We start from the raw sequence: 21944 nt of genomic DNA on the forward strand, positions 1-21944 counted from the left end.
CGAGTATTCTGTTCATGCGTAGCCAGCACGGATCGGCCAAGCCCGGCATCGCCCTTCGTCTGTCGTCTGCCTGCGTGCTGGCCCTCAGCGTCAGTGCATGCTCGTCGGACGCGATGCGTTTCACCAGCGACCCCTTCGACAGCCCGTTCAAGACCGCACAGGCCCCGGCCCAGCGCGATCCGGTGACGACGGGCTCGATCAACGCTGCACCGATGCCGAGCGGTTCGGTCGCTTCGGTGCGCTCGCAGCCCTTGCCGCCACCGCAGATGCAGGCAGCGCCGCAGATGCAGGCGCGGCCGCTGCCGCCCCCGCAGTCGGCCGTCGCCTTGCGGAGCGCGCCGCCGGCGCCGGTCGTCGGCAGCGCCAATGGCTGGTCCGCCCAGGGCGGAACCCCGATCGTCGTCGCCCAGGGCGAGACGCTCGATATGATCTCCTCGCGCTATGGCGTGCCACGCTCGGCCCTGATCTCGGCCAACGGCCTTTCCGGCGGCAATCTGGCGCCGGGTTCGCGGCTGGTCATCCCGGTCTACAACGCCGGCGGCGACAGCGCCCCGAGGCAGCAGGCGATGCGCAGCGAGGCTCCGGCCCCCGAGCCGCAGCGCCTCGCCGTCCCGACACCGCGTCCGGCGCCGCCGCCGGTCGCCGAGGCCAAGAGCAAGGCCCAGATCGCCGCGGAAACGAAGGCGAGGGCTGCCGAAGCGCAGGCTCAGGCGAAAGCCCGTGCCGCCGAGGAGCAGGCGCAGGCCAAGTCCAAGGCTGCGGCCGATGCCCAGGCGATGCGCGAATCCCGCGCCAAATTCGCTGCCGAAGCCAAGGCGAAGGCCGAGGCCAAGAAGCTTGCCGCGGCCAAGCCGGTGGTCGAGACCAAGCCGGTGGCCGAAGCCAAGCCCGTCGTCGCCGAGGCGAAGAAGCCGGCTCCGGCCTCTGTGCCCGAGAAGGCCAAGCCCACCGTCGTCGCCAGCGCCCCGCCGGAGCAGAAGCTCACCGCCGTGCCGAAGGCCGCGGCCGAGCCGGCTCCCGAACCCGTGACAACGGCGAGCCTGCCGAAGCAGGAGGAGGCTGCCAGTGCCGACTTCCGCTGGCCGGCCCGCGGTCGGGTTATCGCCGGCTATAGCGGCAAGGGCGCCAATGAGGGCATCAACATCGCCGTGCCGGAAGGCACGCCGGTCAAGGCGGCGGAGGGCGGCGTCGTCGCCTATGCCGGCAGCGAGCTCAAGGGCTACGGCAATCTCGTGCTGATCCGCCATCCGAACGGCTATGTCTCGGCCTATGCCCATAATGGCGAGCTGAGCGTCAAGCGTGGCGAGACGGTGAAGCGCGGCCAGGTCGTCGCCAAGTCGGGTCAGACCGGCAATGTCGCCTCGCCGCAGCTGCATTTCGAGCTGCGCAAGGGTTCGACCCCGGTCGACCCGATGCCCTACCTCAACAACTGATCCCGAATCACCGACGCATTTTCGCCGCGAACCGGGATCAAGCTAACGCTACGAGCTAGGTTTACCTTCGATCAGCCCCCGCGAGACCCCGCTGATCGGAACAAGGCGGGACGGCCCCAGGACTGGCCGTCCCGCCGTTTTTATGTCCGGCATTCCGCCTGAACGAACCGGCTCCCCCGCGATGATCCGCCTGCGAAGCGCCGAAGCCGACGATATCGGGCTTCTCTGGGACTGTCTGGCGATCGCGGCCTACGAGCCGAGCGTCGCGAGCGCCATGAGCGTTCCGCTCGTCGCCGCGCATCTGGATGGCTGGAAGCGCCCCGGCGATTTCGGTGTGATCGCAGAGATCGAGGGCGGCGCTGTCGGCGCGGCCTGGGCGCGCCAGTTCAGGCCCGAGGAGCAGCCATCCTACTATGTCGACGAACTGACGCCCGAGATGTCGATTGGGGTGCGGGAAACGGCCCGCGGCCTCGGCGCCGGGAAAGCCTTGATCGACGCACTCATCACTGAGGCGCGCTCCGCCGGACTGGGCCTTTGCCTCAATGTGCGAGATAGCAATCCGGCCGTTCGCCTTTACGAGCGCGCCGGCTTCCGCCGGGCGCCCGGCTCCGAGGTGAGGAACCGGGCTGGCGGGATTTCATTCGGGATGGTGCTGCCGCGTCATCCGGCGAGCTGAGATTCGAGCTGCGGGGGGCGTGCCTGCCACTAGAGCATTTCCGCGTTTCTTCGAACCGCGAAAATGCTCTATCTATTTGTTTTGACGCATTTTCTTCACGCGAACCGGCATCCACTTCGCTCGAAAATGCTCTAGCTCTCCAGCCGCTTGCCGAGCCGGCCGGCGAGATCCTGGATATATTGCCAGGCGGTGCGGCCGGAGCGCGAGCCGCGCGTCGTCGCCCATTCCAGGGCCTCGCGGCGCAGGTCTTCCGGCGCGATGTCCAGCTTGAAATGGCTGGTGTAACCCTCGATCATCGCGAGATATTCGTCCTGGCTGCACTTGTGGAAGCCGAGCCAGAGGCCGAAGCGATCGGAGAGCGAGACCTTCTCCTCGACCGCCTCGCCGGGATTGATCGCGGTCGAGCGCTCGTTCTCCATCATGTCGCGCGGCAGGAGATGCCGGCGGTTCGAGGTGGCGTAGAACACGACATTGTCGGGCCTGCCCTCGACGCCGCCATCGAGCGCGGCCTTCAGCGACTTGTAGGAGGTGTCCTGGCCGTCGAAGGAGAGATCGTCGCAGAAGACGATGACGCGGTGCCTGTCCTGGCGCAGCAGGCCCATGAGCACCGGCAGGCTCTCGATATCCTCGCGGTGGATCTCGATCAGCTTGAGCGGCAGCGCTTGCCCGGCGAGGCGCTTGTTGGTGTCGGCATGGACCGATTTCACCAGCGAGGACTTGCCCATGCCGCGCGCGCCCCAGAGCAGGACATTGTTGGCCGGCAGGTCGCGGGCGAAGCGCTCGGTATTCTCGGCCAGGATATCGCGTACGCGGTCGACGCCGCGCAGCAGCGACAGCTCGACGCGGTTCACCTTGGCCACGGGAGCGAGCTCGGAGCCGGCCGGGTGCCAGACGAAGGCATCGGCCGCGGTCAGGTCGGCCGCCTTGCGGGCAGGCGGCGCGATGCGCTCCAGCGCGGAGGCGATACGCAGCAGGGTTTCGAGCGTCAGGGCGGCGTTGTCGGTCATCGGGAGCGCGTCCGCATGGAAAAAATAGTACCGAACGGTACGGTACCGGAATAGATCACCCGGGGGCGCGAGACAAGAGCGCAGGCGACAAGAGCCGCGCTCCGCAAGACACAAGACCATTGCGCGAATGCCGGCGAATCCATAGGTGAGGGGCGCGGGCGGACCATTGCCCGTGCCCGCAATTGATTTAACGCTGCCTGTGGCTATAGTCCGCGCGCTTTTTGAGCCTGACTAGCCTGTTGCCGCATTGACGGCCGGCGTGTTCGCGCCGCCGATGTGAAGGAGCCCGTTCGTGATCACCCCCGCTTTCGCCCAGGCCGCTGCTGGCGGCGGTACCAACGACATGCTGATGTCGCTCGTGCCGTTCGTCCTGATCTTCGTGATCATGTGGTTCCTGATCATCCGGCCGCAGCAGAAGCGGGTGAAGAGCCACCAGGAAATGATCAAGAACGTGCGCCGCGGCGATACGGTCGTGACCTCCGGTGGTATCATCGCCAAGGTCTCGAAGGTGATCGACGACGCAGAGATCGAGGCCGAGATCGCCGATGGCGTGCGCGTCCGGCTGGTCAAGAGCATGATCCAGGACGTCCGCTCGAAGAGCGAGCCAGTCAAGAACTGAAGGGCGTTACGGCCCTTTCCCGGGCCGAGACGCGACAACAAGGCTGTTCACGCAGATGCTTCGTCTCCAGGCCCGCAAGGTCATTCTCGTCCTGCTCGTGCTGATCTTCGGTTGCGGGCTCGCCGTGCCGAACCTGTTCTCGCCGGAGACGCGCAAGGCGATCGAGCAGGGCGCTCCGTCCTGGATCCCGCGCTTCCTGCTGCCGATCCACGCCATGACGCTGGGCCTCGACCTGCAGGGCGGCTCGCACGTCCTGCTCGAGATCGATCGCGCCGAGCTGATCCGCACCCAGGTGACGCAGCTGCGTGACGACCTGCGTCGCATCCTGCGCGAGGAGCGCATCGCGATCCAGGGCGGCATCACCACGACGGGACGTGGCGTGCAGGTGCGCGTGCCGGATGCGGGTGACCGGGCCAAGCTGTTGCCTAAGCTGCGCGAGCTCGCCCAGCCGGTCGGCACGCTCGGCGCATTCGGCCCTTCCGGCAACCAGTCTCTGGAGATTTCGGAGCAGCCCGACGGGCTGGTGCAGGCCCAGGTGACCGAGGCGGGAGCCAATGAGCGCATCCGCCGCGCCGTCGAGCAGGCCATGGAAGTGCTGCGCCGGCGCGTCGACGCGCTCGGCACGACCGAGCCGAACATCCAGCGCCAGGGCCTGGACCGCATCCTGGTGCAGGTGCCGGGTCTGCAGAATCCGCAGCGGCTGAAGGAAATCCTCGGCGAGACCGCCAAGCTGGAATTCCGGATGGTCGCCGACCAGAACAGCGGCGATGTCGACATGCTGCCCTCGCAGGATGCCGGCGGCCAGCTCATCCCGGTCAGCCGCCAGGTGATCGTCGAAGGCGCCGATCTGATCGATGCGCAGCCGTCCTTCGACCAGCGCACCGGCCAGCCGATCGTCAATTTCCGCTTCAATATCCGCGGCGCCCAGCGCTTTGGCCAGGCGACGACCGAGAATCTCGGCCGCGCGCTCGCGATCGTGCTCGACAACAAGGTGATCTCGGCGCCGGTCATCCAGTCGCCGATCACCGGCGGCTCAGGCCAGATCTCGGGCAATTTCACGGTCGAGTCGGTCAACAACCTCGCCATCCTGCTGCGCGCCGGCGCCCTGCCGGCCAAGATGACGATCGTCGAGGAGCGCACCGTCGGCCCCGGCCTCGGCCAGGATTCGATCCAGGCCGGCAAGACCGCGACGCTGATCGCGACCGTGCTGGTCATCCTCTACATGATCGGCAATTACGGCCTCTTCGGCATCATCGCGAGCGTGGCGCTGCTGGTCCATGTCTGCCTGATCCTGGGCCTGATGTCGCTGCTAGGCGCGACCATGACCTTGCCCGGCATTGCCGGCATCGTGCTGACCATCGGCACGGCGGTCGATTCGAACGTGCTGATCTACGAGCGCATGCGCGAGGAATCGCATCTCGGTCGATCTCTGGTCTCCGCGCTCGAAGCGGGCTTCCAGCGCGCCTTCGCCACGATCATCGATTCGAACGTGACCATGCTGATCGCCGCCGTGGCGCTGTTCACGCTTGGCTCCGGCCCGGTGCGCGGCTTCGCCGTGGTCTTCATCCTGGGCATCCTGACAACGGTCATCACCGCGGTGACGCTGACCCGGATGCTGATCGCCGTCTGGTATCGCTGGGCCCGGCCCAAGGCGCTGCCGTTCTGACGCTGCCAGATTAGGAGATTTGAGCATGCGTCTGCTTCGCATCGTTCCCGACAATACCCGCTTCAAGATCGTCCGCTTCCGGCGCTTCAGCTACCCGTTCTCGGCTGCCTATTCCGTGCTGGTGGTGGCGCTGTTCCTGACGGTCGGCCTGAATTTCGGCATCGACTTCCGCGGCGGCACGCTGATCGAGATGCAGGCCAAGAGCGGCAAGACCGAGATCGCCACGATCCGCCATTCGGCCACGGCGCTCGGCTTCGGCGAGGTCGAGGTCCAGGAATTCGGCACCGCCGGCGACGTCTCGATGCGTTTTGCGCTCCAGCCCGGCGGCGAGGCCGCGCAGCAGGCGGTCGTCGCCCGTGCCCGCGACGTCTTCACGACGGATTACGAGTTCCGCCGGGTCGAGACTGTCGGCCCGCGCGTCTCGGGCGAGCTGGTCCAGGCCGGCACGCTCGGCGTCGTTCTCGCGATCGTCGGCGTGCTGATCTATCTCTGGTTCCGCTTCGAGATGCCGCTCGCGCTCGGCGCAATCGTCGGCACCTTGCACGACATCGTGCTGACCGTCGGCTTCTTCCTGATCACCCAGCTCGAGTTCAACCTGACCTCGATCGCGGCGATCCTGACCATCGTCGGCTATTCGCTGAACGAGACCGTCGTGGTGTTCGACCGCACGCGCGAATTGCTGCGGCGCTACAAGACCATGCCGATCGAGGAACTGCTCGACCTCTCGGTGAACTCGACCCTGTCGCGCACCGCGATCACCTCGACCACGACGATCCTTTCCTTGCTGGCGCTGGTCCTGTTCGGCGGCACGGCGATCGAGGGCTTCGCGCTGGTCATGCTGGTCGGCGTCGTGGTCTGCACCTATTCGGCGATGTTCATCTCGACGCCGGTGCTGCTCTATCTCGACGTCCGCTCGGGTCGGCACGACCAGGCGGCCGAGGAGAAGCTGCCGGCCGGCGCCAAGCCCAAGGCGAGCTGAGCCGGGGCAGGGTGACAAGATGCCCCGCTTCGACGGTTTCGTTCCGGGCCGCTACCAGATCGACGCCTTCGGTGCGGGGGGCTTCCGCTTCGCCGAGATGAGCCATCGCGGCTCGATCCTGGCGCTGCCCTCCGGCATCAGGATCTGGCCGGTCACCTCCTTCGGCGAGATCACGATCGAGAGCCTGCAGCCCGTGCTCGACGAGGCCGAAGAGATCGATTTCCTGCTGATCGGCACGGGCCAGGACATCAGCTTCGTTCCCGGCGAATGGCGCGAGCGCTTCCGCGAAGCCGGGATCACGATCGAGGGCATGGCGACGGGCGCGGCGGCCAGGACCTATAATGTCCTTGTCGGCGAGGACCGGCGCGTGGCGGCGGCGCTGATCGCCGTCGAGTAAAATGCGCGGTGCTCATGTGCATGAGGCGTAGCCACCATAAGGCCTCTGGCCTAGAGTAGCGGCTTGATCCATGGCCGTCTCCTGTTCGCGGCCGGCGCGGGATGATCCGCATGACGACCGACACTGATGATCGACGGGATATCGTGCCGCAGGCGCTGCCGGCGGCCTATGCCCATTGCGCCGCGCTGGTGCGCGAGGGCGATCATGACCGCTATATCGCGAGCCTCTATGCGCCCGAGCCGCAGCGCCAGGGCCTGTTCGCGCTCTACGCTTTCAGCCACGAGATCGCCCGCGTGCGCGAGCAGGTCAGCGAGCCCCTTCCGGGCGAGGTCAGGCTGCAATGGTGGCGCGACCTGCTGGAGGGCGATGCGCGTGGCGAGGCGCAGGCCCATCCGGTCGCAGCCGCGCTGCTCGATACGGTCCTGCGCTACCGGCTGCCGATCGCGCCGCTGACCGGGCTGATCGAGGCGCGTGTCTTCGATCTCTACGACGATCCGATGCCATCGCTCAGCGATCTCGAAGGCTATGTCGGCGAGACCTCGAGTGCGCTGATCCGGCTCGCCTCGATCATCCTGGCGGAGGGACGCGATCCCGGCGGCGCCGCGGCTTGCGGCCATGCCGGTGTGGCCTATGCGCTGACCGGGCTGATGCGCGCCTTCCCCTGGCACTCGGCGGCGGGACAGGTCTACCTGCCGGGCGATATCCTCAGCCGGAACGGGGTGATCCGCGACGATATCGTGCGCGGGCGCGGCGGGCCGGGCGTGCTCTATACGCTGAAGGAGCTGCGCGGCATCGCGCGCAAGCACCTGAAGAAGCTCGGCGAACTGCGCGAGACGATGCCGCGGGCCATCGCACCGGCTTTTCTGCCGATGGCGCTGGTCGAGCCCTATCTAAGGCGCATGGAGCGCGGTGGCTACGATCCGTTCCGCACGATCATCACGCTGCCGGCCTGGCAGCGGCAATGGATCATCTGGCGGGCGGCGCGGAAGGCGATGCGGGGATAGCGCATCGGTCCGAAAACTGGATCGCGGGTTTTCGGAAAAGCCGATGCGGAAACAAGAAGCTGGATCATCGAACCCGATACGATATCCGGTCCAATGATCTATCTCTTACTCACTCCGCAGCCTGCGCCGCGGCTCCGCCTGCCCAGGCCTCCAGCTCGATCTTCGCCCGCGCCGTCAGCGCCTGCTTGCGGGCGAGGCTCTTGGCCGGGCCTTTCAGTCGCTTGCCGTCCGGGCCGGTCTTGGCCACGCCCTCGATATGCGGGAACAGGCCGAAATTGATATTCATCGGCTGGAACGAGCGCGGCCCCTCGTCGATCGTGACGATATGGCCGCCGGTGATGTGGTTCACCAGGGCGCCGAGCGCCGTCGTCGCCGGCGGAATCTCGAGCGCGGCGCCGAGCCGTTCGGCCGCGGCGAGGCGGCCGGTGAGCAGGCCGATCGCGGCGCTCTCGACATAGCCCTCGCAGCCGGTGATCTGTCCGGCGAAGCGCAGGCGCGGATCGGCCCTCAGCCGCAGCGACGGATCGAGCAGCTTTGGCGAGTTGAGATAGGTGTTGCGGTGGATACCACCGAGCCTGGCGAATTCGGCATTCTGCAGGCCCGGGATCATCCGGAAGATCGCAGCCTGCTCGCCATATTTCAGCTTGGTCTGGAAGCCGGTCATGTTGAACAGCGTGCCGAGCGCATTGTCCTGGCGCAGCTGCACCACGGCATAGGCCTTGACCGTCGGGTTGTGCTTGTTGGTCAGGCCGACCGGTTTCATCGGGCCCCAGCGCAGCGTCTCGCGGCCACGCTCGGCCATGATCTCGATCGGCAGGCAGCCGTCGAAATAGGGCGTGCCCTCCCACTCCTTGAACTCGGTCTTCTCCGCGGCGAGCAGCGCGTCGATGAAGGCCTCGTACTGGTCACGGTCGAGCGGACAGTTGATGTAGTCGGCGCCGGTGCCGCCGGGACCCGCCTTGTCGTAGCGCGACTGGAACCAGGCCTGGTCCATGTCGATCGAATCGAAATGGACGATCGGCGCGATCGCGTCGAAGAAGGCGAGCTCGCTCTCGCCGGTCAGCGACTGGATGCCCTGTGCCAGGGCCGGCGAGGTGAGGGGCCCAGTTGCGATGATGACGCTGTCCCAGTCCGCCGGAGGCAGGCCGGTGATCTCGCCGCGGTCGATGGTGATGTTGGGATGGGCCTCGAGCGCGGCGGTGACGGCCTGCGAGAAGCCATCGCGATCGACCGCGAGCGCGCCGCCGGCCGGGACCTGGTGCGCGTCGCCCTTCGCCATGATCAGCGAGCCGAGCCGGCGCATCTCCCAATGGAGCTGGCCGACCGCGTTGCTGGAGGCATCGTCGGAGCGGAAGGAGTTGGAGCAGACCAGTTCGGCGAGGCCGTCGGTCTTGTGCGCGTCGGTGCCGCGGACCGGCCGCATCTCGTGAAGGATGACCGGAACGCCGGCCTCGGCGATCTGCCAGGCGGCTTCCGAGCCGGCGAGACCGCCGCCAATGACATGGATGGGTTTCAAGCTCATGCCTGCGATGTGTCCGCAGGCGGGGCTCAGGTCAAGGGAAACAGCGTCCAAAACGGCAAAATGCCCGCCTGGGAGGAGGCGGGCATTCGCTCTTCGACCGGATCGAGGGGAGGGCACGATCCAGGAGAAATCGAGACATTTTCAGGCGGGCTCTCGCTCGCGAGGCAAAAATGAAACGATGGTTCGATCAGAGCGCCGTCGCGGCGCTCCGTCGCAAATCAGTCGATCAGGCCGCAGCGTGGCTGCGAGCGACATAGGCGATCTCCGAGCGGGAGAGGCCGAGATCGTCGAGCTCGCGGTCGGTCAGACGGGAGAGCTCGCGAACGGTCTCGCGGTAACGGAGGTAGGCGCGGATCTTGGCAGCGATCATGGTAAGGAACATCGGTTTGTCTCCTGAGTGCCGGGGTCATTTCTGGCCCGACAACGATGAATTCGTTGTGCGCTGCATATAAGGGAGGCGGACTGCCTGTTGCAGGGGCGAAGTCTCAGTTCCGATATGCGTTCTTTGCATGTCGATTTCATATTTCGTCAAGGTTTGCTGATTCTCCGGAGCTGAGCGCTTAACCAATTCGGCGCGATCGCGGCAGCCATGCCCAAATTATGGACCGCTTTCGGCGCGTTCGGCGGGTGTGAGGCTGAATTGCCTGCTCTCTGCCCCGAAATGGCACAAGATCAGTTTCATATGCATCCAATGCAACTCCAGTGGCATGCCAGATGGCTTAATCGAAGCTTAAGGGTGGGCCGTGGCTGCCACTGATGCTGCGATGCAACATGAGCCGGTTTGCGATGCCGATCTTGCGCCGGACAGGCGGCATCTGCTGAACATGGCAGCGGCTGCAAAGGGGGCTCGATGCTGCGATTCGGCTATTGCGAGCGGGTCAGCGCAGATTTCTGGGCCGAACCGCTCAACGCCCTGACCAATGGCGCCTTCATCCTGGCGGCGCTCGCCGGGCTGGCGCTGCTGCTGCGGAGCGGCCGGCGCGACTGGCCGGCGGCCCTGCTGGTCGCGCTGGTCTTCATCATCGGCATCGGCTCCTTCCTGTTCCACACCATGCCGCAGCGCTGGACGCTGCTCGCCGATGTCATTCCGATCCAGCTCTTCGCCTTCTCCTATTTCGGGCTGGCGCTCTGGCGGTTCCTCGGCTTGGGCCCGGCGATCTCCGTCCTCGGCACGCTCGCCTTCCTGGCTGCCTCCTTCGCCCTCTCGGCCGGGCTCGCGCCGCTGCTGCCGGCTGCCGCACGCGGCTCGGCCGGCTATGCCTCCTTCGTCCTGGCCCTGTTCGGCGTTGCCATCGCGCTGTGGCGGAAGGATGAGTCGAGCGCTCGCCTGATCGGGCTCGCCGGGCTCGTCTTCGCGGTGTCGCTGACGTTGCGCGCGCTCGATGGCGCGCTGTGCCAGGCGCTGCCCTTCGGCACGCATTTCCTCTGGCATCTGCTCAACGCCTCCGTGCTCTATCTGCTGCTGCGGGCTGTGGTCACACGTTCGTCGCCGGCTTGACGCAGAGGGCAGCCGCAATCACGCAGCTGTGACCGACCTGCGGCGCTGGCCGCTTGGCAGGCCGGAATGGCTGTCCCACTCTCCCGCCTCCCGACCCCTGTGAGTGCCAGCCATGACCGCATCTGCCTCCGCCAAAGCTGCCAAGCCCGTTCTCGAAGGCCTCGATGGTCTTGTCCGCGAGCCGTTCTCGCGCCGCGGTTTCGTCATGACCGGTCTGATCTCGGGCTTCACCTTGGCGACGACCGTCGTCCATGGCCAGGCGATCACGACCGACAGCACCGGGCTGGTGGCCGGCGACGTGCAGATCCCGACCGCGGACGGTCAGATGCCCGCCTATCGCGCCATGCCGGCCGGCAACGGCCCGTTCCCGATCGTGCTCGTCATCGAGGAGATCTTCGGCGTCCACGAATATATCAAGGACACCTGCCGGCGCCTCGCCAAGCTCGGCTATTGCGCGGTCGCGCCCGAGGTCTATGCGCGCCAGGGCGACCTCACCAAGATGACCGACGTGCAGCAGATCGTCAGCCAGGTCATCTCCAAGAAGCCAGATGCCGAGCTGCTCTCCGATCTCGATGCGACCGCGAAATGGGCCGCCGCCAGCTCGAAGGGCGATGCCAACCGGCTCGGCGTCACCGGCTTCTGCCGTGGCGGGCGGGCGGTCTGGCTCTATGCCGCGCATAATCCGGCGGTGAAGGCCTCCGTCGCCTGGTATGGCCCGCTCGGCGGCAACCGCACCGAGATCCAGCCGAAGACCGCCGCCGATGTCGCCGCCGATATCAAGGCGCCGGTGCTCGGTCTCTATGGCGGCGCCGATACCGGCATCCCCGTCGCCGATGTCGAGAAGCAGCGCGATACCGCCAAGGCTGCGGGCAAGACGGTCGAGATCGTGATCTATCCGGATACGCCGCACGCCTTCCATGCCGATTACCGCCCGAGCTACCGCAAGCAGCCGGCCGAGGACGGCTGGGCCAAGATGCTGGCCTGGTTCAAGACCTACGGCGTGGCCTGAGCGTATCGGCTTAAGGATAATCCGCCGCGCGCCTCCCGCGAGGCGCGGCGGGCTCTTGCCAAAATCGTTGCCGGCTCCTCGAATGGCTGGTCGGCTCCGCGCCTGTCGCGGGCCGCGTCCCGGCAGGCTTCATCATGCCTGCCGGGCGACTGCACAGACAAGGGAACGGACCACCATGACGACGACGCGGCTCGACAGCTGGCTCAGCGAGCACCATGCCGAATTCACGGCAATCCGGCGCGATATCCACGCTCATCCCGAGCTCGGGCTCGAGGAGCACCGCACCGCCGCGCTCGTCGCCGGCAAGCTGCGCGAATGGGGTATCGCGGTCACCGAGGGGGTCGGCGGCACCGGTGTCGTCGGCGTCATCCAGGGCAAACGCCCGGGCCAGGGCGCCATCGGCCTGCGTGCCGACATGGACGCGCTGGCGCTGGTCGAGGAGACGGGGCTGCCCTACGCCTCGCAGAATCAGGGGAAGATGCATGCCTGCGGCCATGACGGCCACACCACCATGCTGCTCGGCGCGGCGCGCTACCTCGCCGAGCACCCGGATTTCTCCGGCGCCGTGAACCTGATCTTCCAGCCGGCGGAGGAGGGGCGCGGCGGCGCCGTCGCCATGCTCGAGGATGGCCTGTTCGAGCGCTTCCCCTGCGACGCGATCTACGGCCTGCACAATTCGCCGGGCATGGCCTCCGGTACGTTCGGCACCTGCGTCGGTCCGATGCTGGCGGCGGCCGATAGCTGGCAGGTGGTCTTCCGCGGCGTCGGCGGCCATGGCGGCTCGCAGGCGCATCTCTCCACCGATATCACCTATGCCCAGGCGCATTTCGTGCTCGGTCTTCAGGGCATCGTCGGCCGCAATGTGCCTTCGCTCGACACCGCGGTGATCAGCGTCGGCTATATCCATGGCGGTTCGACCGAGGCCTCCAACGTCATCCCGGCCGAGCTCGCCATTGGCGGCACGGCCCGCACCTACGCCCCGGAAATCCGTGACCTGATCGAGCGTCGCATTGCCGAGATCGCCACGGCCACCGCCCAGGCCTGGGGCTGTACGGCGGAAGCGAGCTATCGCCGCGGCCCGAGCGCGCTGCTCAACAAGGCGGAGCAGGTCGAGGTCGCGGTGGCCGCTGCTTCGGCTTCGGTCGGCGCCCAGCACGTCAACGGCAAGATCCGCCCCGGCACCGGCGGCGAGGATTTCGCCGAGATGATGAAGATCAAGCCCGGCGCCTTCATGCGGATCGGCAACGGCGTCAAGGAGGACGGCTCCTTCAACGGCCTGCATACGCCGCTCTTCGACTTCAACGACGCGATCATTCCGGACGGGATCCGCTACTGGGTGAACATCGTCAATGAAGAGCTGGGGCAGGACCTGAGGGCGGTCGCGGCCTGAGGGAGCGCACTGACATCGCTCGATTTTTCGGGAAAGGCGGAAGGCCGGATTGTCCGTGGAGTGCGATCGCGCGTGCGGTCGCCCTTTTTCGTGTCATGGTGGTGGGATAGAATCCTTCCAGGGCTTAGGGGCGACGGAGCGACGAAGGCAAAGGGGTGAAACGGTCCCGCATCATCATCGCCGCCGTGCTGCTCGCCCTCATCGGCGCCGCCGTGCCGATGGCCGCGGTCTTCTATGCGTCCTGGCATCTGGCCGTGCGGAGCGAGCAGGAACGGCTCGCTCTCTTCGCCAACAGAGCGATCGTCCGCGCCAACCGCTCGCTCTCGGATGTCCGGTCGGTCCTGGCCGCGATGGATGCCTCCACGCTTGCGCCATGCTCCAGCGAGCATATGGCGCAGATGCGGCGCCTGGCGGTCGACAGCCGCTCGGTCGAGGAGGTCGGCTATTTCGCGGGCGGGCTGCTGAAATGCACCTCCTGGGGCCTGACCGAGACAGAGATACCGCGCGATACCGGAGATTATGTCACGGCCGACGGGATCGACGTCATCGTGCGGATGCAGCCGCTGGTGACCGGGGCGAAGCCGCTGATGGCGCTGCAGCGCGGCGCGTATAATGTGCTGATCGATCCGGTGCGCTTCGTCGATATCATCGCCGATCCCGGCATCAGGTTGGCCATCGCCACCGACAAGAGCGTCCTGATCGGTGAGCTGAACGAGCCGGATCGCGTGTTGCTGAGCAATCTTCTGGCCCGGCCGCATAATGGCATGGACGACCAGCATCTCTTCGCGGTGGCTCATGATGCCGACTGGACGGCGATCGCCAGCGCGCCGCGCGAGACGATCATGCAGAGCCTGAGGCAGCAACAATTGCTGCTGCTGCCGTTTGGCCTGTTCACGGCTGCGGTGATCGTCGGGCTGGTCGTCTGGTTCTCGCGCAAGCGCCTGTCCCCGCTTGGCGAATTGACGCTCGCGGTGCAGAAGCGCGAATTCATCGTGCATTATCAGCCGATCGTCTCGCTCAAGACCGGCATCTGCGTCGGCGCCGAGGCGCTGGTGCGCTGGCAGCGTCCGGACGGCGTGCTCGTCAGGCCCGACTTCTTCATCCCGCTGGCGGAGGAGAGCGGGCTGATCCTGCCGATCACCGATCAGGTGGTCGCGGCGATCATTCGCGACCTTGGCCCCGCTCTCACGGCCGATCGCTCGCTGCATATCGCGGTCAACCTGAGTGCCGGCGACATTGCGACCGGGCGGGTGCTTCCGGTGATCGGAAAGGCGCTGGCGCCGACCGCGATCCGGCCGGAACAGATCTGGCTGGAGGCGACCGAGCGTGGTTTCGTCGATATCGGGGCTGCGCGCGAGACCATCACCGAGGCGCGCCGGCTCGGCCATGCGGTCGCGATCGACGATTTCGGCACCGGCTATTCCAGCCTGCAATATCTGCAAGGGCTGCCGCTCGACGCGCTCAAGATCGACAAGTCGTTCATCGACACGATCGGCCTCAACGCGGCGACGAGCGCGGTGACCGGGCACATCATCGAAATGGCCCAGGAGCTCAACCTCGTTCTCGTCGCCGAAGGCGTGGAGACCGAGGCCCAGCGTGATTACCTGCTCGCACATGCCGTCGATTTCGGGCAGGGCTGGCTCTTTTCGAAGCCGCTGCCGGCGCAGGAATTCCTGGTTTTCCTCCGCAGCAGTCGTGAGCGGCTCGGCTCCGGTCCGGTTCCGATTCGGCGCGCGGCCTGATCTATCTCCTTAGTTTGGCCGCGGATCCGCTCCGGTCGAGGTCGTCGCGCAGGGCTTTGGCCACCGCCTTCTGCCGATCGAACTCGGCGCGCCGGCGGGCGATCTCTTCGGCGGAGAGGCGGTCCGGGTTCTGGTAATCGAGCTTCCAGTCGGGATTTGCGCTCCAGACCAGCGGCGACTGCACGGTGGTGCGCGCCGCTGGCGCCGCCTCCAGCACGGCCAGGGCAAGCTCGAGCGTGGCAGCTTGCGAGGCAGCGTCTTTCGGGCGGCCTGCGGCATTTCCGAGTGGGAAATCCGAAAACAGAAGTCGCGACACGCCGACATATTCGACGATGTCCTTGGCGCAGCCCATCACGATCGTCGCAATTCCATTCGCCTCCAACATGCGCGCGGCAAGGCTGACGCTCTGATGGCAAACCGGACAGTTGGGAACGAGGATCGCCGCATCGACCGCGTCGGCGCGGCAGCGTTCGACGAGCTCGGGGCAGTCCGCGTCGAGCGTCGTCCGGTGGCTGCGATTGGTGGGCAGGCCGTGGAAGCGCGGGGCGAGCGAGCCGATCCGGCCTCGCGCCGCGGCGTGGCGCAATTCAGCCAGCGGGAAATAGCTGCCGGAATCCTCGGCCGTCGTGTGGGTCCGGTCGATGGCGAGGTGCGAAATGCGCAGGTCATGCTCCAGCGACGTATCGCCGGAATAGACCGTGTAGAATTTCGCGGCCGCGTTATAGGGCGCGCCCGGACCCTGGTCGCCCTTGTCCGGCTGGTGAGGCGCGGCCGTGGTCACCAGCGCGACGCGGCATTGCGCCAATGGCTTGCGCAGCTTCTGGAACGGCACGTCCGCGTAATGGGCCCACTCGTAGGGCGCGCCATATCCGAGCGCGAGATAGTAGTCGCGGATACGCTGCATATAGGGGAGCGGCGCGTCATGCGCGGCCGCAAATCCCAATCCTTCGACAGGTCCCCCGGCCATCGGAACATCCCGGTGCGGTCGCCCAGCAATCATACGCTCTCAATAGAGCCGAGAGCGATAGGCCTCTTCCAGATTGGCCTCGGACTCGGCGACGCTGATCGCCTTGGTCTGCTCGGCGATGATGCGGCCAAGCGAGGGGAAGCTGTTGCGCTCGACCTGAGCCGCCGGATCCCACAGCTTCGAGCGGATCAGCGCCTTGCCGCAATGGAAGAACACCTCGTCGATCTCGACGACGAGACCGGTCAAGGCCGGCCGCTCCCGGACCGTCGAGGGCTCGAGCAGGGCGGAATCGCGCGTCACGCTGGCGCGGCCGTTGATCCGCAAGGTCTCGTTGATGCCCGGCACCATGAAGATCAGGCCGATGCCGGGCGCGGCGAGGATATTGCCGAACGTGTCGACGCGGTTATTGCCGCGCCTGTCGGGGATCAGCAGCGTGCTGTCGTCGAGCACGCGGACGAAGCCCGGCGCGTCGCCGCGCGGGCTGGCATCGGCGCCGCCCTGGCCGTCGCTGCTGGCGACGACGAGGAAGGGCGAGAGCGCGATGAAGTCGCGGCAGAACTGGTCGAGCCGCGTCAGCAGCTTGCGCTCGGCGAGCGGGTTGACCGGGCCGAAATGGGCGCGCAGCGCGTCGGCATCGTCGATCAGATCGGTCGGTTCGGTTGTCATCGTCATCGCCCCGCTGCGTTCTGGTGGACCGTAGCGTCTCCTTGCCGGCTACGCCATCTGCGGTTGCGGCAGAGCATTTTCGCGTTTCTCCGGACCGCGAAAATTCTCCATCCATTTGGGTAGACGCATGTTCTTCACGGGAACCGGTGTCCAGTTCGCTCGGAAATGCCCTGGGCTTGACCCGGGATGGAGCGCGCAACAATCTGGCGGCGAGGGGGAACCGCGATGCCAGCCTTGAGCGAAATCTTCGATCTCGACGCCCTGAAGTCCAGGCTCTATTCCGCCGTGCTCTCCGATGTGCTCGACCAGCTCGGCTATCCCAACCAGGCGGTAAAACCCTTCGTGCGGCCGCTGGACGATGCCTCGATCCTGTGCGGCTTCGCCCGGACCGGGCTCTACATGAAGCGCTATCATTTCCCCGAGGGTCACAATCCCTATGCCCTGGAAATGGACCTGATCGACAGCCTGAAGCCCGGTGAGGTCGCCGTGCTGGCCTGCGACGGGCCGACCGACCGGATCGCGCCCTGGGGCGAGTTGCTCACCACCGCCTCGAAGGTGCGCGGCTCGGCCGGCTGCCTGACCGATGGGCTTGTGCGCGACGTGCGCCGCATCCGCGAGCTCGGCTTCCCGGTCTTCCATGGTGGCATCGGCCCGCTCGACACCAAGGGCAGGGCGGAGATGATGGCCTCGGACGAACCTGTCGAGGTCGCGGGCGCCCGCGTTGCGCCCGGCGATTTCGTCTTTGGCGATGTCGATGGCGTCGTCATCGTGCCGCAGGCCATTGCCGTGGAGGCGGTGAAGCTGGCGCTGGCCAAGATCGAGGCCGAGGACACCACGCGTGAGGAATTGCTGGCCGGCGACAGCCTGCGCGCCGTCTTCGAGCGGCATGGGGTTCTCTGAGGCCAGCAGATCCTAGCGGCCCTGATCATAGCCGAGATAGGAACCGAGCTTCATCATCGCCTCGTAGAGGGCGCGGCCGGTCGCATCGTCCATGATCAGGGACTGATCGTTGACCGTCAGGTAGATCAGGTTCTCGTCGCCCCAATAGGACGAGCGGCCGAGCTCGACCTCCATCGGCTCGGACCGGTCCGTGACATCGACGATGACCCGATCGAAATATTGCGTCGTCGTCACGGCTTTCTCCTCATTGGCGCATCGGCCCGAAAAGTGGATTGCGGTTTTCGGAAAAAGCCGATGCAAAAACAAGGATCGAGAGCATTTTCGAGCGAAGCGAACACAGGCTAGCGCGAAGAAAATGCGTCAAAACAAATAGATAGAGAATTTCCGCAGTTCGGGGAAACGCGGAAATGCTCTAGCGCCAGGTGCGGCAGCGCGGCGTCGAGCGCGCGAGATAGCCGAAGGCGAAAGCGATCGCCGAGACGGTGAGGCCGACCGTGATGATGCCGGCCGGCGTGATGCGGGCGCTGCCCTGCAGCGAAATGCTATTTCCGACCCGCAGATTGATGCTCGTCTTCATTTCCTCGGGATGGGTCGGGATGTCCTGGTCGGGCAGCTGGGAGGGAAGCGCGTCCTGCATGGCTGGTCCTGGTCTTCGTGGCCGCGATGCGGCGGAGGCTACCCCGCTGCGTCGCGCGCGGCGATTTCGTCTTCGGCGAGTCGATGGCGTCGTCATCGTGCCACACGGGGTTCTCTGAGGGTCCGGAACGCTATTCGCTCGTGCTGGCCTCCCAGCCGGCATGGCTGACGCCCCTCAACGCGCGCAGGCTGTCGATGGCAGAATTCAATTCGCTGGCGACGACCGAACTGCTGACCAGCGTCGCGACGATCTCGGTCGTGTCCTCGGCGCTGCTGTCGAGATCGATGTCGGCGACGGGATAGTTAACTCGCTTGAGCTCCGCGAAAAGCGCCTTGCGCGCCTCCTCGACATGGCCGTTCTCCGCCACGACGCGCACCTCGTAGATCATCTCCGAAACGCTCTCGTCGATCGGGATGCGGTTGATCCGGTTGACCAGCGGGCGCAGCAGCGTGTTGCAGGCGAGGATCATCAGCGTCGCCAACACGGCCTCGGCGACACGGTCGGTGCCGGCACAGGCGCCAACCGCGGCTGAGGCCCACAAGGTCGCGGCCGTGTTGAGGCCGCGAATATTGATGCCTTCCTTCATGATCACGCCGGCGCCGAGGAAGCCGATGCCGGTCACGACATTGGCGAGGACGCGCACCGCGCCATCGGCGCCATGCAGTCGCATGGCGATGTCGACGAAGACGGCGGCGCCGACGCAGACCAGGACATTGGTGCGCAGGCCGGCGCTGCGCTGGCGATATTGTCGCTCGGCGCCGATGATCGTGCCGAGCACGAAGGCGACGGAGAGGCTGACGACGGTATCGAGGAAATCCCGCAGTTCGAACGCGGCGATGAACTGCACTTTCGCCCCCCGGCATGAGAAAGGCCGCCCTTGCGGCGGCCCGAGATTCGATCAAGCGGATGTCAGTATCGTAACGCTGCGCGGCGCTGGCAACGCCTCAGGAGCGCCACCGCCGCGGGCGGGCGAGATAGCCATAGGTCAGCAGGATCGCGCAGGCAGTGATGCCGGCGGTGACGATGCCGGCCGGCGTGATGCGGGCGCTGCCCTGCAGCGAGATGCTCTTTCCGACCCGCAGGTTGAAGCTCGTCTTCATCTCCTCGGGATGGGTCGGGATGTCCTGGTCGGGAAGCTGGGAGGGAAGTGCGTCCTGCATGGCTGGTCCCCGGTCTGCGTGGCCGCGATGCGGCGGAGGCTACCCCGCCGCGTGCGCCCGGCAAAGCCGGTGGTCGAACTCAGTCGTCGCATTGCTCCAGCACGCGCGCCGCAGCGGTGACGCCATTGAGCGAGAAGACATAGCTTGTGCCGTTGCCGCGGGCCGAGGTTGCGTCCACCGTCATCGAGCTGCCGGCCTTCAGCGCCGCCAGGAACTCGCCCTCGCGCTCGAGACGGCGCAGCCAGGCGCTCTGACCCTGCGTGAACATCTGGAAGCTGTCGTCGCCGATCTTCACCGTGATCATCGAGTCCTTGGCGAAGCTATAGCCGGTCTGGAAGCTGGACTCGGAGTGGGCGTCCTTGTCGTCGCGGCTCTGCACGAAGAAGACCACGTCGCCATGGTTGAGCTGCGGCGGCGACATCGAGGTTGGCCGGCTGGCGATATAGCAACGCGTATCGTCACCCTCGCCATAAGACATGGCATTCCAGCTGCCGAATTTCCCCAGATCTTTCGGTGACGCAGCCTGGGCAGCGCCGCCGAGGGCGAGGATTGCGCAGAACGCAGGGACGATTATCCGTGGCATCGTGTCATCTCCTTTTCGCCAGCAAGGGATGAAACCCCGAAGCCTAACGCAAGGTAAATGAATTCGGTCCGATTGCGTGCGGCCATGCGGCGCAGGCTGGCTGGATCACAGCCCGATGCGCGCGCAGATGCGCTGCCAGATATCGTCAGCCACGGCGATGCCGAAGCGCTCGGCCAGCACCGCGCGCGTGACCTCGGCGCCGTCGATGTCCTGCACCAGCGAGGGTTGGCCGAGCCGGTGCTCGGTCAGCTTGCCTTCGCGCAGGGTGAGCCGGCCGCCCGGCAGCACGCGGGCGACGCCGAGCCTCTGGACGAAATGCGAGTTGGGATGGGTCGCGACATAGTGGTTGGCGACCTCGTAATCGATCGGCCAGGTCGGATCGAGTGTGAAGCGGTAGAGCAGCCGCCAGTCCCCGCCGACGAGGGCGCGCAGCGACCAGATGTTTCCGTCCTGGTCCAGCCTGTAGGGCTCGTGCGGCGTCTCCTGCTCGACATCCGGCACGAGCCGCATGGGCCCGGTGACGACCTGGCCGCCGAAGCCGACATCGCAGATCAGGTCCTCGCCCTCGCAATCGAACCTGAGCAGCATGTGGCTGCGCGGCGTCTGCGCATCCTCCGGGCTGTTGATCAGTACGCGGCCGATCAGCGGGACGGGCGCAAAGCCGAAGGCCTCGAGCACGGCCTTGAACAGGTGGTTATGCTCGAAGCAATAGCCGCCGCGCGGCGAGCGCACGAGCTTATGGAGCAGCGCGGGCAGGTCGAGCTTCGGCGGATTGCCGGAGAGGGGGCCGAGATTCTCGAAGGGGATGGCCTGGACATGGCCGAGTTGCAGCGCGTTCAGCGCCGCGCGCGTCGGCGAGATCGGCCCGTCATAGGCGATGCGGGCGAGATAGGCGAAGAGGTCGTCGGCGGCGAGAGAGGTCATGATCGGGCCTCGGTCTGCTGGCGTCCGGCGCGTGCCGGACCGGGATGGCGGAGGCCGGTTGCGGCCTCCGCCAGCTGGAGCATTTCCGCGCTTCTCCGAATCGCGAAAATTCTCCAACCCTTTGTTTCGACGCATTTTCTTCACGCGAACCGGTGTCCACTTCGCTCGAAAATGCTCTGGCGCCCCTTCAGTCTCTGAAAGTAGTCGTCCCTGTCCGAGCCGTCATAGCGGCCGCTTCCCATGCAGCAGCGCTTGAAATCTGCGCCCGGAGCCGCAAACGCAGAGATCGTTGCGGCCGAGCTTTTCGTGCAGTTCGATATCGCCATGGACGATGCGCACGCCGCGCTTCACGCGCGTCTCGGACGGGTAGGATCTGCGACGCTTGCTCGTGACCTCAAAAGGACGGCTGGTCGGCGAAGTGGCGGGTCTTCCTGGTCATCTCACCCTCCTGCGGGTTGTGGCGGGGGCGCCTTCCTAGAGCATTTCCGCGCTTCTCCGAAGTGCGGAAATGCTCTGTCCGTTTGCATTGACGCATTTTCTTCACGCGAACCGGTAGCCACTTCGCTCGAAAATGCTCTAACCGCGGCGCAAATCCGGGCAAGCCGTCGCGTTCAGCGCGGTGGCAGCGAGGCGTAATAGGCCGCGAGCGCGCCGATCTCCTCGGTCGACATCTGCCGCGCCAGGTAGCGCATCTCCTTGTGCACGCGCTTGCCGGATTTGAAGGCAAGCATCTGGTTGAAGAGATAGCGCTCGTTCTGGCCGGCGAGATGCGGCACCTCGGTGTCGCGCGCGATGCCGTCGGCGCCATGGCAATAGGCGCAGGCCTCGACCGGGGAAGACCGCGGCTCGGCCGAAGCCCCGCCCGCAGCCAGTAGCAATCCAAGGCCGAGAAGGCCCGCAACCCGCCTGATCACCAGCGCCTCCCAGCGTGAATCGGGCCGGAGCTTAGAGAGCGCCCGCGCGTTGCGCCACTCCACTGCTGGCGGGGCGAAAACCCTACCGCGTCATTACGAGTGCAGCGAAGCAAACCAGATTCGTAGCGCTCTACGTCTCCTGGATTGCTTCGTGGAGCCTGTACTCGGGCTTGCCGAAGGCAAGACCCGGGTGCTCGCAATGACGGCTGCCATCGTTCACGGCGGCACACACGAACAATGGTCAGCGCCAG

At 66.2% G+C, this 21944-nt stretch carries 25 protein-coding genes; 12 read left to right on the forward strand and 13 right to left on the reverse strand.

Annotated features, from left to right (window positions below):
* Nucleotides 1–14 precede the first annotated feature (14 nt).
* A complete protein-coding gene (locus EV560_RS28965; RefSeq protein ID WP_248312252.1) occupies nucleotides 15–1433 on the forward strand; it encodes a LysM peptidoglycan-binding domain-containing M23 family metallopeptidase in 1419 nt (472 codons plus the stop codon).
* Nucleotides 1434–1575: 142 nt separating this feature from the next.
* Complete coding sequence (locus EV560_RS28970) at nucleotides 1576–2109, forward strand: GNAT family N-acetyltransferase (protein ID WP_131859315.1); 534 nt, start codon at nucleotides 1576–1578, stop codon at nucleotides 2107–2109.
* Nucleotides 2110–2240: 131 nt separating this feature from the next.
* Here EV560_RS28970 and EV560_RS28975 read toward each other — a convergent pair whose 3' ends face one another.
* Entirely contained in the window at nucleotides 2241–3116 is an 876-nt protein-coding gene (locus EV560_RS28975; RefSeq protein WP_131859316.1) for an ATP-binding protein, read from the reverse strand.
* Nucleotides 3117–3459: 343 nt separating this feature from the next.
* On the opposite strand from EV560_RS28975, the gene yajC reads away from it, so the two are divergent.
* The 5 genes from yajC (at nucleotide 3460) to EV560_RS29000 (ending at nucleotide 7781) form a co-directional block, all read left to right on the forward strand.
* Complete coding sequence (gene yajC / locus EV560_RS28980; protein ID WP_131859473.1) at nucleotides 3460–3735, forward strand: preprotein translocase subunit YajC; 276 nt, start codon at nucleotides 3460–3462, stop codon at nucleotides 3733–3735.
* Nucleotides 3736–3790: 55 nt separating this feature from the next.
* A complete protein-coding gene (secD, locus tag EV560_RS28985) occupies nucleotides 3791–5401 on the forward strand; it encodes a protein translocase subunit SecD (RefSeq protein WP_131859317.1) in 1611 nt (536 codons plus the stop codon).
* Nucleotides 5402–5426: 25 nt separating this feature from the next.
* Nucleotides 5427–6380, forward strand: a complete 954-nt coding sequence (secF, locus tag EV560_RS28990; protein WP_131859318.1) for a protein translocase subunit SecF — start codon at nucleotides 5427–5429, stop codon at nucleotides 6378–6380.
* Nucleotides 6381–6399: 19 nt separating this feature from the next.
* Nucleotides 6400–6777, forward strand: a complete 378-nt coding sequence (locus tag EV560_RS28995) for an Mth938-like domain-containing protein (RefSeq protein WP_131859319.1) — start codon at nucleotides 6400–6402, stop codon at nucleotides 6775–6777.
* Between the two features lie 101 nt (nucleotides 6778–6878).
* Nucleotides 6879–7781, forward strand: coding sequence for a phytoene/squalene synthase family protein (locus EV560_RS29000; protein WP_131859320.1), 903 nt, complete (start codon nucleotides 6879–6881; stop codon nucleotides 7779–7781).
* Nucleotides 7782–7890: 109 nt separating this feature from the next.
* Here EV560_RS29000 and trmFO read toward each other — a convergent pair whose 3' ends face one another.
* Nucleotides 7891–9303: a methylenetetrahydrofolate--tRNA-(uracil(54)-C(5))-methyltransferase (FADH(2)-oxidizing) TrmFO gene (gene trmFO, locus EV560_RS29005; RefSeq protein ID WP_131859321.1), complete on the reverse strand. Its 1413-nt coding sequence runs from the start codon at nucleotides 9301–9303 to the stop codon at nucleotides 7891–7893.
* 226 nt (nucleotides 9304–9529) lie between these two features.
* On the reverse strand, nucleotides 9530–9685 hold the full coding sequence (locus tag EV560_RS29010; protein ID WP_131859322.1) for a DUF1127 domain-containing protein: 156 nt from the start codon (nucleotides 9683–9685) through the stop codon (nucleotides 9530–9532).
* Nucleotides 9686–10153: 468 nt separating this feature from the next.
* Here EV560_RS29010 and EV560_RS29015 point away from each other — a divergent pair, with 468 nt between their 5' ends.
* From EV560_RS29015 to EV560_RS29030, 4 genes are all read left to right on the forward strand, one after another.
* On the forward strand, nucleotides 10154–10801 hold the full coding sequence (locus EV560_RS29015) for a ceramidase domain-containing protein (protein WP_131859323.1): 648 nt from the start codon (nucleotides 10154–10156) through the stop codon (nucleotides 10799–10801).
* Between the two features lie 112 nt (nucleotides 10802–10913).
* On the forward strand, nucleotides 10914–11810 hold the full coding sequence (locus EV560_RS29020; protein WP_131859324.1) for a dienelactone hydrolase family protein: 897 nt from the start codon (nucleotides 10914–10916) through the stop codon (nucleotides 11808–11810).
* Nucleotides 11811–11985: 175 nt separating this feature from the next.
* Nucleotides 11986–13200 (forward strand): amidohydrolase, encoded by a 1215-nt coding sequence (locus EV560_RS29025; RefSeq protein ID WP_131859325.1) that lies wholly within the window; start codon nucleotides 11986–11988, stop codon nucleotides 13198–13200.
* Nucleotides 13201–13355: 155 nt separating this feature from the next.
* A complete protein-coding gene (locus EV560_RS29030) occupies nucleotides 13356–14942 on the forward strand; it encodes an EAL domain-containing protein (RefSeq protein WP_131859326.1) in 1587 nt (528 codons plus the stop codon).
* Between the two features lies 1 nt (nucleotide 14943).
* Here the strand turns inward: EV560_RS29030 and EV560_RS29035 are convergent, their stop codons facing one another.
* Together EV560_RS29035 and EV560_RS29040 are read right to left on the reverse strand one after the other, a co-directional pair.
* The gene (locus EV560_RS29035; protein ID WP_131859327.1) at nucleotides 14944–15909 is read right to left on the reverse strand and encodes a glycine reductase; all 966 of its coding nucleotides are present in this window, start codon (nucleotides 15907–15909) and stop codon (nucleotides 14944–14946) included.
* Between the two features lie 39 nt (nucleotides 15910–15948).
* Complete coding sequence (locus EV560_RS29040) at nucleotides 15949–16581, reverse strand: pyridoxamine 5'-phosphate oxidase family protein (RefSeq protein ID WP_131859328.1); 633 nt, start codon at nucleotides 16579–16581, stop codon at nucleotides 15949–15951.
* A gap of 228 nt (nucleotides 16582–16809) precedes the next feature.
* Between EV560_RS29040 and EV560_RS29045 the strand changes: the two genes are divergently transcribed.
* Nucleotides 16810–17475, forward strand: coding sequence for an RraA family protein (locus EV560_RS29045; protein WP_465247048.1), 666 nt, complete (start codon nucleotides 16810–16812; stop codon nucleotides 17473–17475).
* Between the two features lie 12 nt (nucleotides 17476–17487).
* Here the strand turns inward: EV560_RS29045 and EV560_RS29050 are convergent, their stop codons facing one another.
* From EV560_RS29050 to EV560_RS29085, 8 genes are all read right to left on the reverse strand, one after another.
* On the reverse strand, nucleotides 17488–17709 hold the full coding sequence (locus EV560_RS29050) for a hypothetical protein (protein WP_131859330.1): 222 nt from the start codon (nucleotides 17707–17709) through the stop codon (nucleotides 17488–17490).
* A gap of 178 nt (nucleotides 17710–17887) precedes the next feature.
* The gene (locus EV560_RS29055; protein WP_131859331.1) at nucleotides 17888–18112 is read right to left on the reverse strand and encodes a hypothetical protein; all 225 of its coding nucleotides are present in this window, start codon (nucleotides 18110–18112) and stop codon (nucleotides 17888–17890) included.
* 130 nt (nucleotides 18113–18242) lie between these two features.
* Nucleotides 18243–18959: an MgtC/SapB family protein gene (locus EV560_RS29060; protein WP_131859332.1), complete on the reverse strand. Its 717-nt coding sequence runs from the start codon at nucleotides 18957–18959 to the stop codon at nucleotides 18243–18245.
* A 97-nt stretch (nucleotides 18960–19056) separates the two neighbouring features.
* Nucleotides 19057–19272 carry a hypothetical protein gene (locus tag EV560_RS29065; protein WP_131859333.1) on the reverse strand — a complete coding sequence of 72 codons (216 nt, stop codon included), beginning with the start codon at nucleotides 19270–19272 and terminating at the stop codon, nucleotides 19057–19059.
* A gap of 79 nt (nucleotides 19273–19351) precedes the next feature.
* Entirely contained in the window at nucleotides 19352–19855 is a 504-nt protein-coding gene (locus tag EV560_RS29070) for an invasion associated locus B family protein (RefSeq protein ID WP_131859334.1), read from the reverse strand.
* A 105-nt stretch (nucleotides 19856–19960) separates the two neighbouring features.
* A complete protein-coding gene (locus EV560_RS29075; protein WP_131859335.1) occupies nucleotides 19961–20779 on the reverse strand; it encodes an arylamine N-acetyltransferase family protein in 819 nt (272 codons plus the stop codon).
* Nucleotides 20780–21001: 222 nt separating this feature from the next.
* Nucleotides 21002–21130 (reverse strand): SEC-C metal-binding domain-containing protein, encoded by a 129-nt coding sequence (locus EV560_RS29080; protein WP_248312254.1) that lies wholly within the window; start codon nucleotides 21128–21130, stop codon nucleotides 21002–21004.
* A 260-nt stretch (nucleotides 21131–21390) separates the two neighbouring features.
* Nucleotides 21391–21693, reverse strand: coding sequence for a c-type cytochrome (locus EV560_RS29085; RefSeq protein WP_131859336.1), 303 nt, complete (start codon nucleotides 21691–21693; stop codon nucleotides 21391–21393).
* Nucleotides 21694–21944: the final 251 nt, after the last annotated feature.

The sequence above is a fragment of the Allobosea sp. BK604 genome (genome assembly GCF_004341515.1).
GTDB lineage: Bacteria > Pseudomonadota > Alphaproteobacteria > Rhizobiales > Beijerinckiaceae > Allobosea.

Coding starts and splice junctions, on each gene's coding strand:
- EV560_RS29010 (WP_131859322.1), bottom strand. CDS start 9,685: ATGTTCCTTACCATGATCGCTGCCAAGATCCGCGCCTACCTCCGTTAC.
- EV560_RS29065 (WP_131859333.1), bottom strand. CDS start 19,272: ATGCAGGACGCACTTCCCTCCCAGCTTCCCGACCAGGACATCCCGACC.
- secF (WP_131859318.1), top strand. CDS start 5,427: ATGCGTCTGCTTCGCATCGTTCCCGACAATACCCGCTTCAAGATCGTC.
- EV560_RS29025 (WP_131859325.1), top strand. CDS start 11,986: ATGACGACGACGCGGCTCGACAGCTGGCTCAGCGAGCACCATGCCGAA.
- EV560_RS29035 (WP_131859327.1), bottom strand. CDS start 15,909: ATGGCCGGGGGACCTGTCGAAGGATTGGGATTTGCGGCCGCGCATGAC.
- EV560_RS29070 (WP_131859334.1), bottom strand. CDS start 19,855: ATGCCACGGATAATCGTCCCTGCGTTCTGCGCAATCCTCGCCCTCGGC.
- EV560_RS29000 (WP_131859320.1), top strand. CDS start 6,879: ATGATCCGCATGACGACCGACACTGATGATCGACGGGATATCGTGCCG.
- EV560_RS28975 (WP_131859316.1), bottom strand. CDS start 3,116: ATGACCGACAACGCCGCCCTGACGCTCGAAACCCTGCTGCGTATCGCC.
- trmFO (WP_131859321.1), bottom strand. CDS start 9,303: ATGAGCTTGAAACCCATCCATGTCATTGGCGGCGGTCTCGCCGGCTCG.
- EV560_RS28965 (WP_248312252.1), top strand. CDS start 15: ATGCGTAGCCAGCACGGATCGGCCAAGCCCGGCATCGCCCTTCGTCTG.
- EV560_RS28995 (WP_131859319.1), top strand. CDS start 6,400: ATGCCCCGCTTCGACGGTTTCGTTCCGGGCCGCTACCAGATCGACGCC.
- yajC (WP_131859473.1), top strand. CDS start 3,460: ATGCTGATGTCGCTCGTGCCGTTCGTCCTGATCTTCGTGATCATGTGG.
- EV560_RS29020 (WP_131859324.1), top strand. CDS start 10,914: ATGACCGCATCTGCCTCCGCCAAAGCTGCCAAGCCCGTTCTCGAAGGC.
- EV560_RS29040 (WP_131859328.1), bottom strand. CDS start 16,581: ATGACGATGACAACCGAACCGACCGATCTGATCGACGATGCCGACGCG.
- secD (WP_131859317.1), top strand. CDS start 3,791: ATGCTTCGTCTCCAGGCCCGCAAGGTCATTCTCGTCCTGCTCGTGCTG.
- EV560_RS29075 (WP_131859335.1), bottom strand. CDS start 20,779: ATGACCTCTCTCGCCGCCGACGACCTCTTCGCCTATCTCGCCCGCATC.
- EV560_RS29015 (WP_131859323.1), top strand. CDS start 10,154: ATGCTGCGATTCGGCTATTGCGAGCGGGTCAGCGCAGATTTCTGGGCC.
- EV560_RS28970 (WP_131859315.1), top strand. CDS start 1,576: ATGTCCGGCATTCCGCCTGAACGAACCGGCTCCCCCGCGATGATCCGC.
- EV560_RS29055 (WP_131859331.1), bottom strand. CDS start 18,112: ATGCAGGACGCGCTTCCCTCCCAGCTGCCCGACCAGGACATCCCGACC.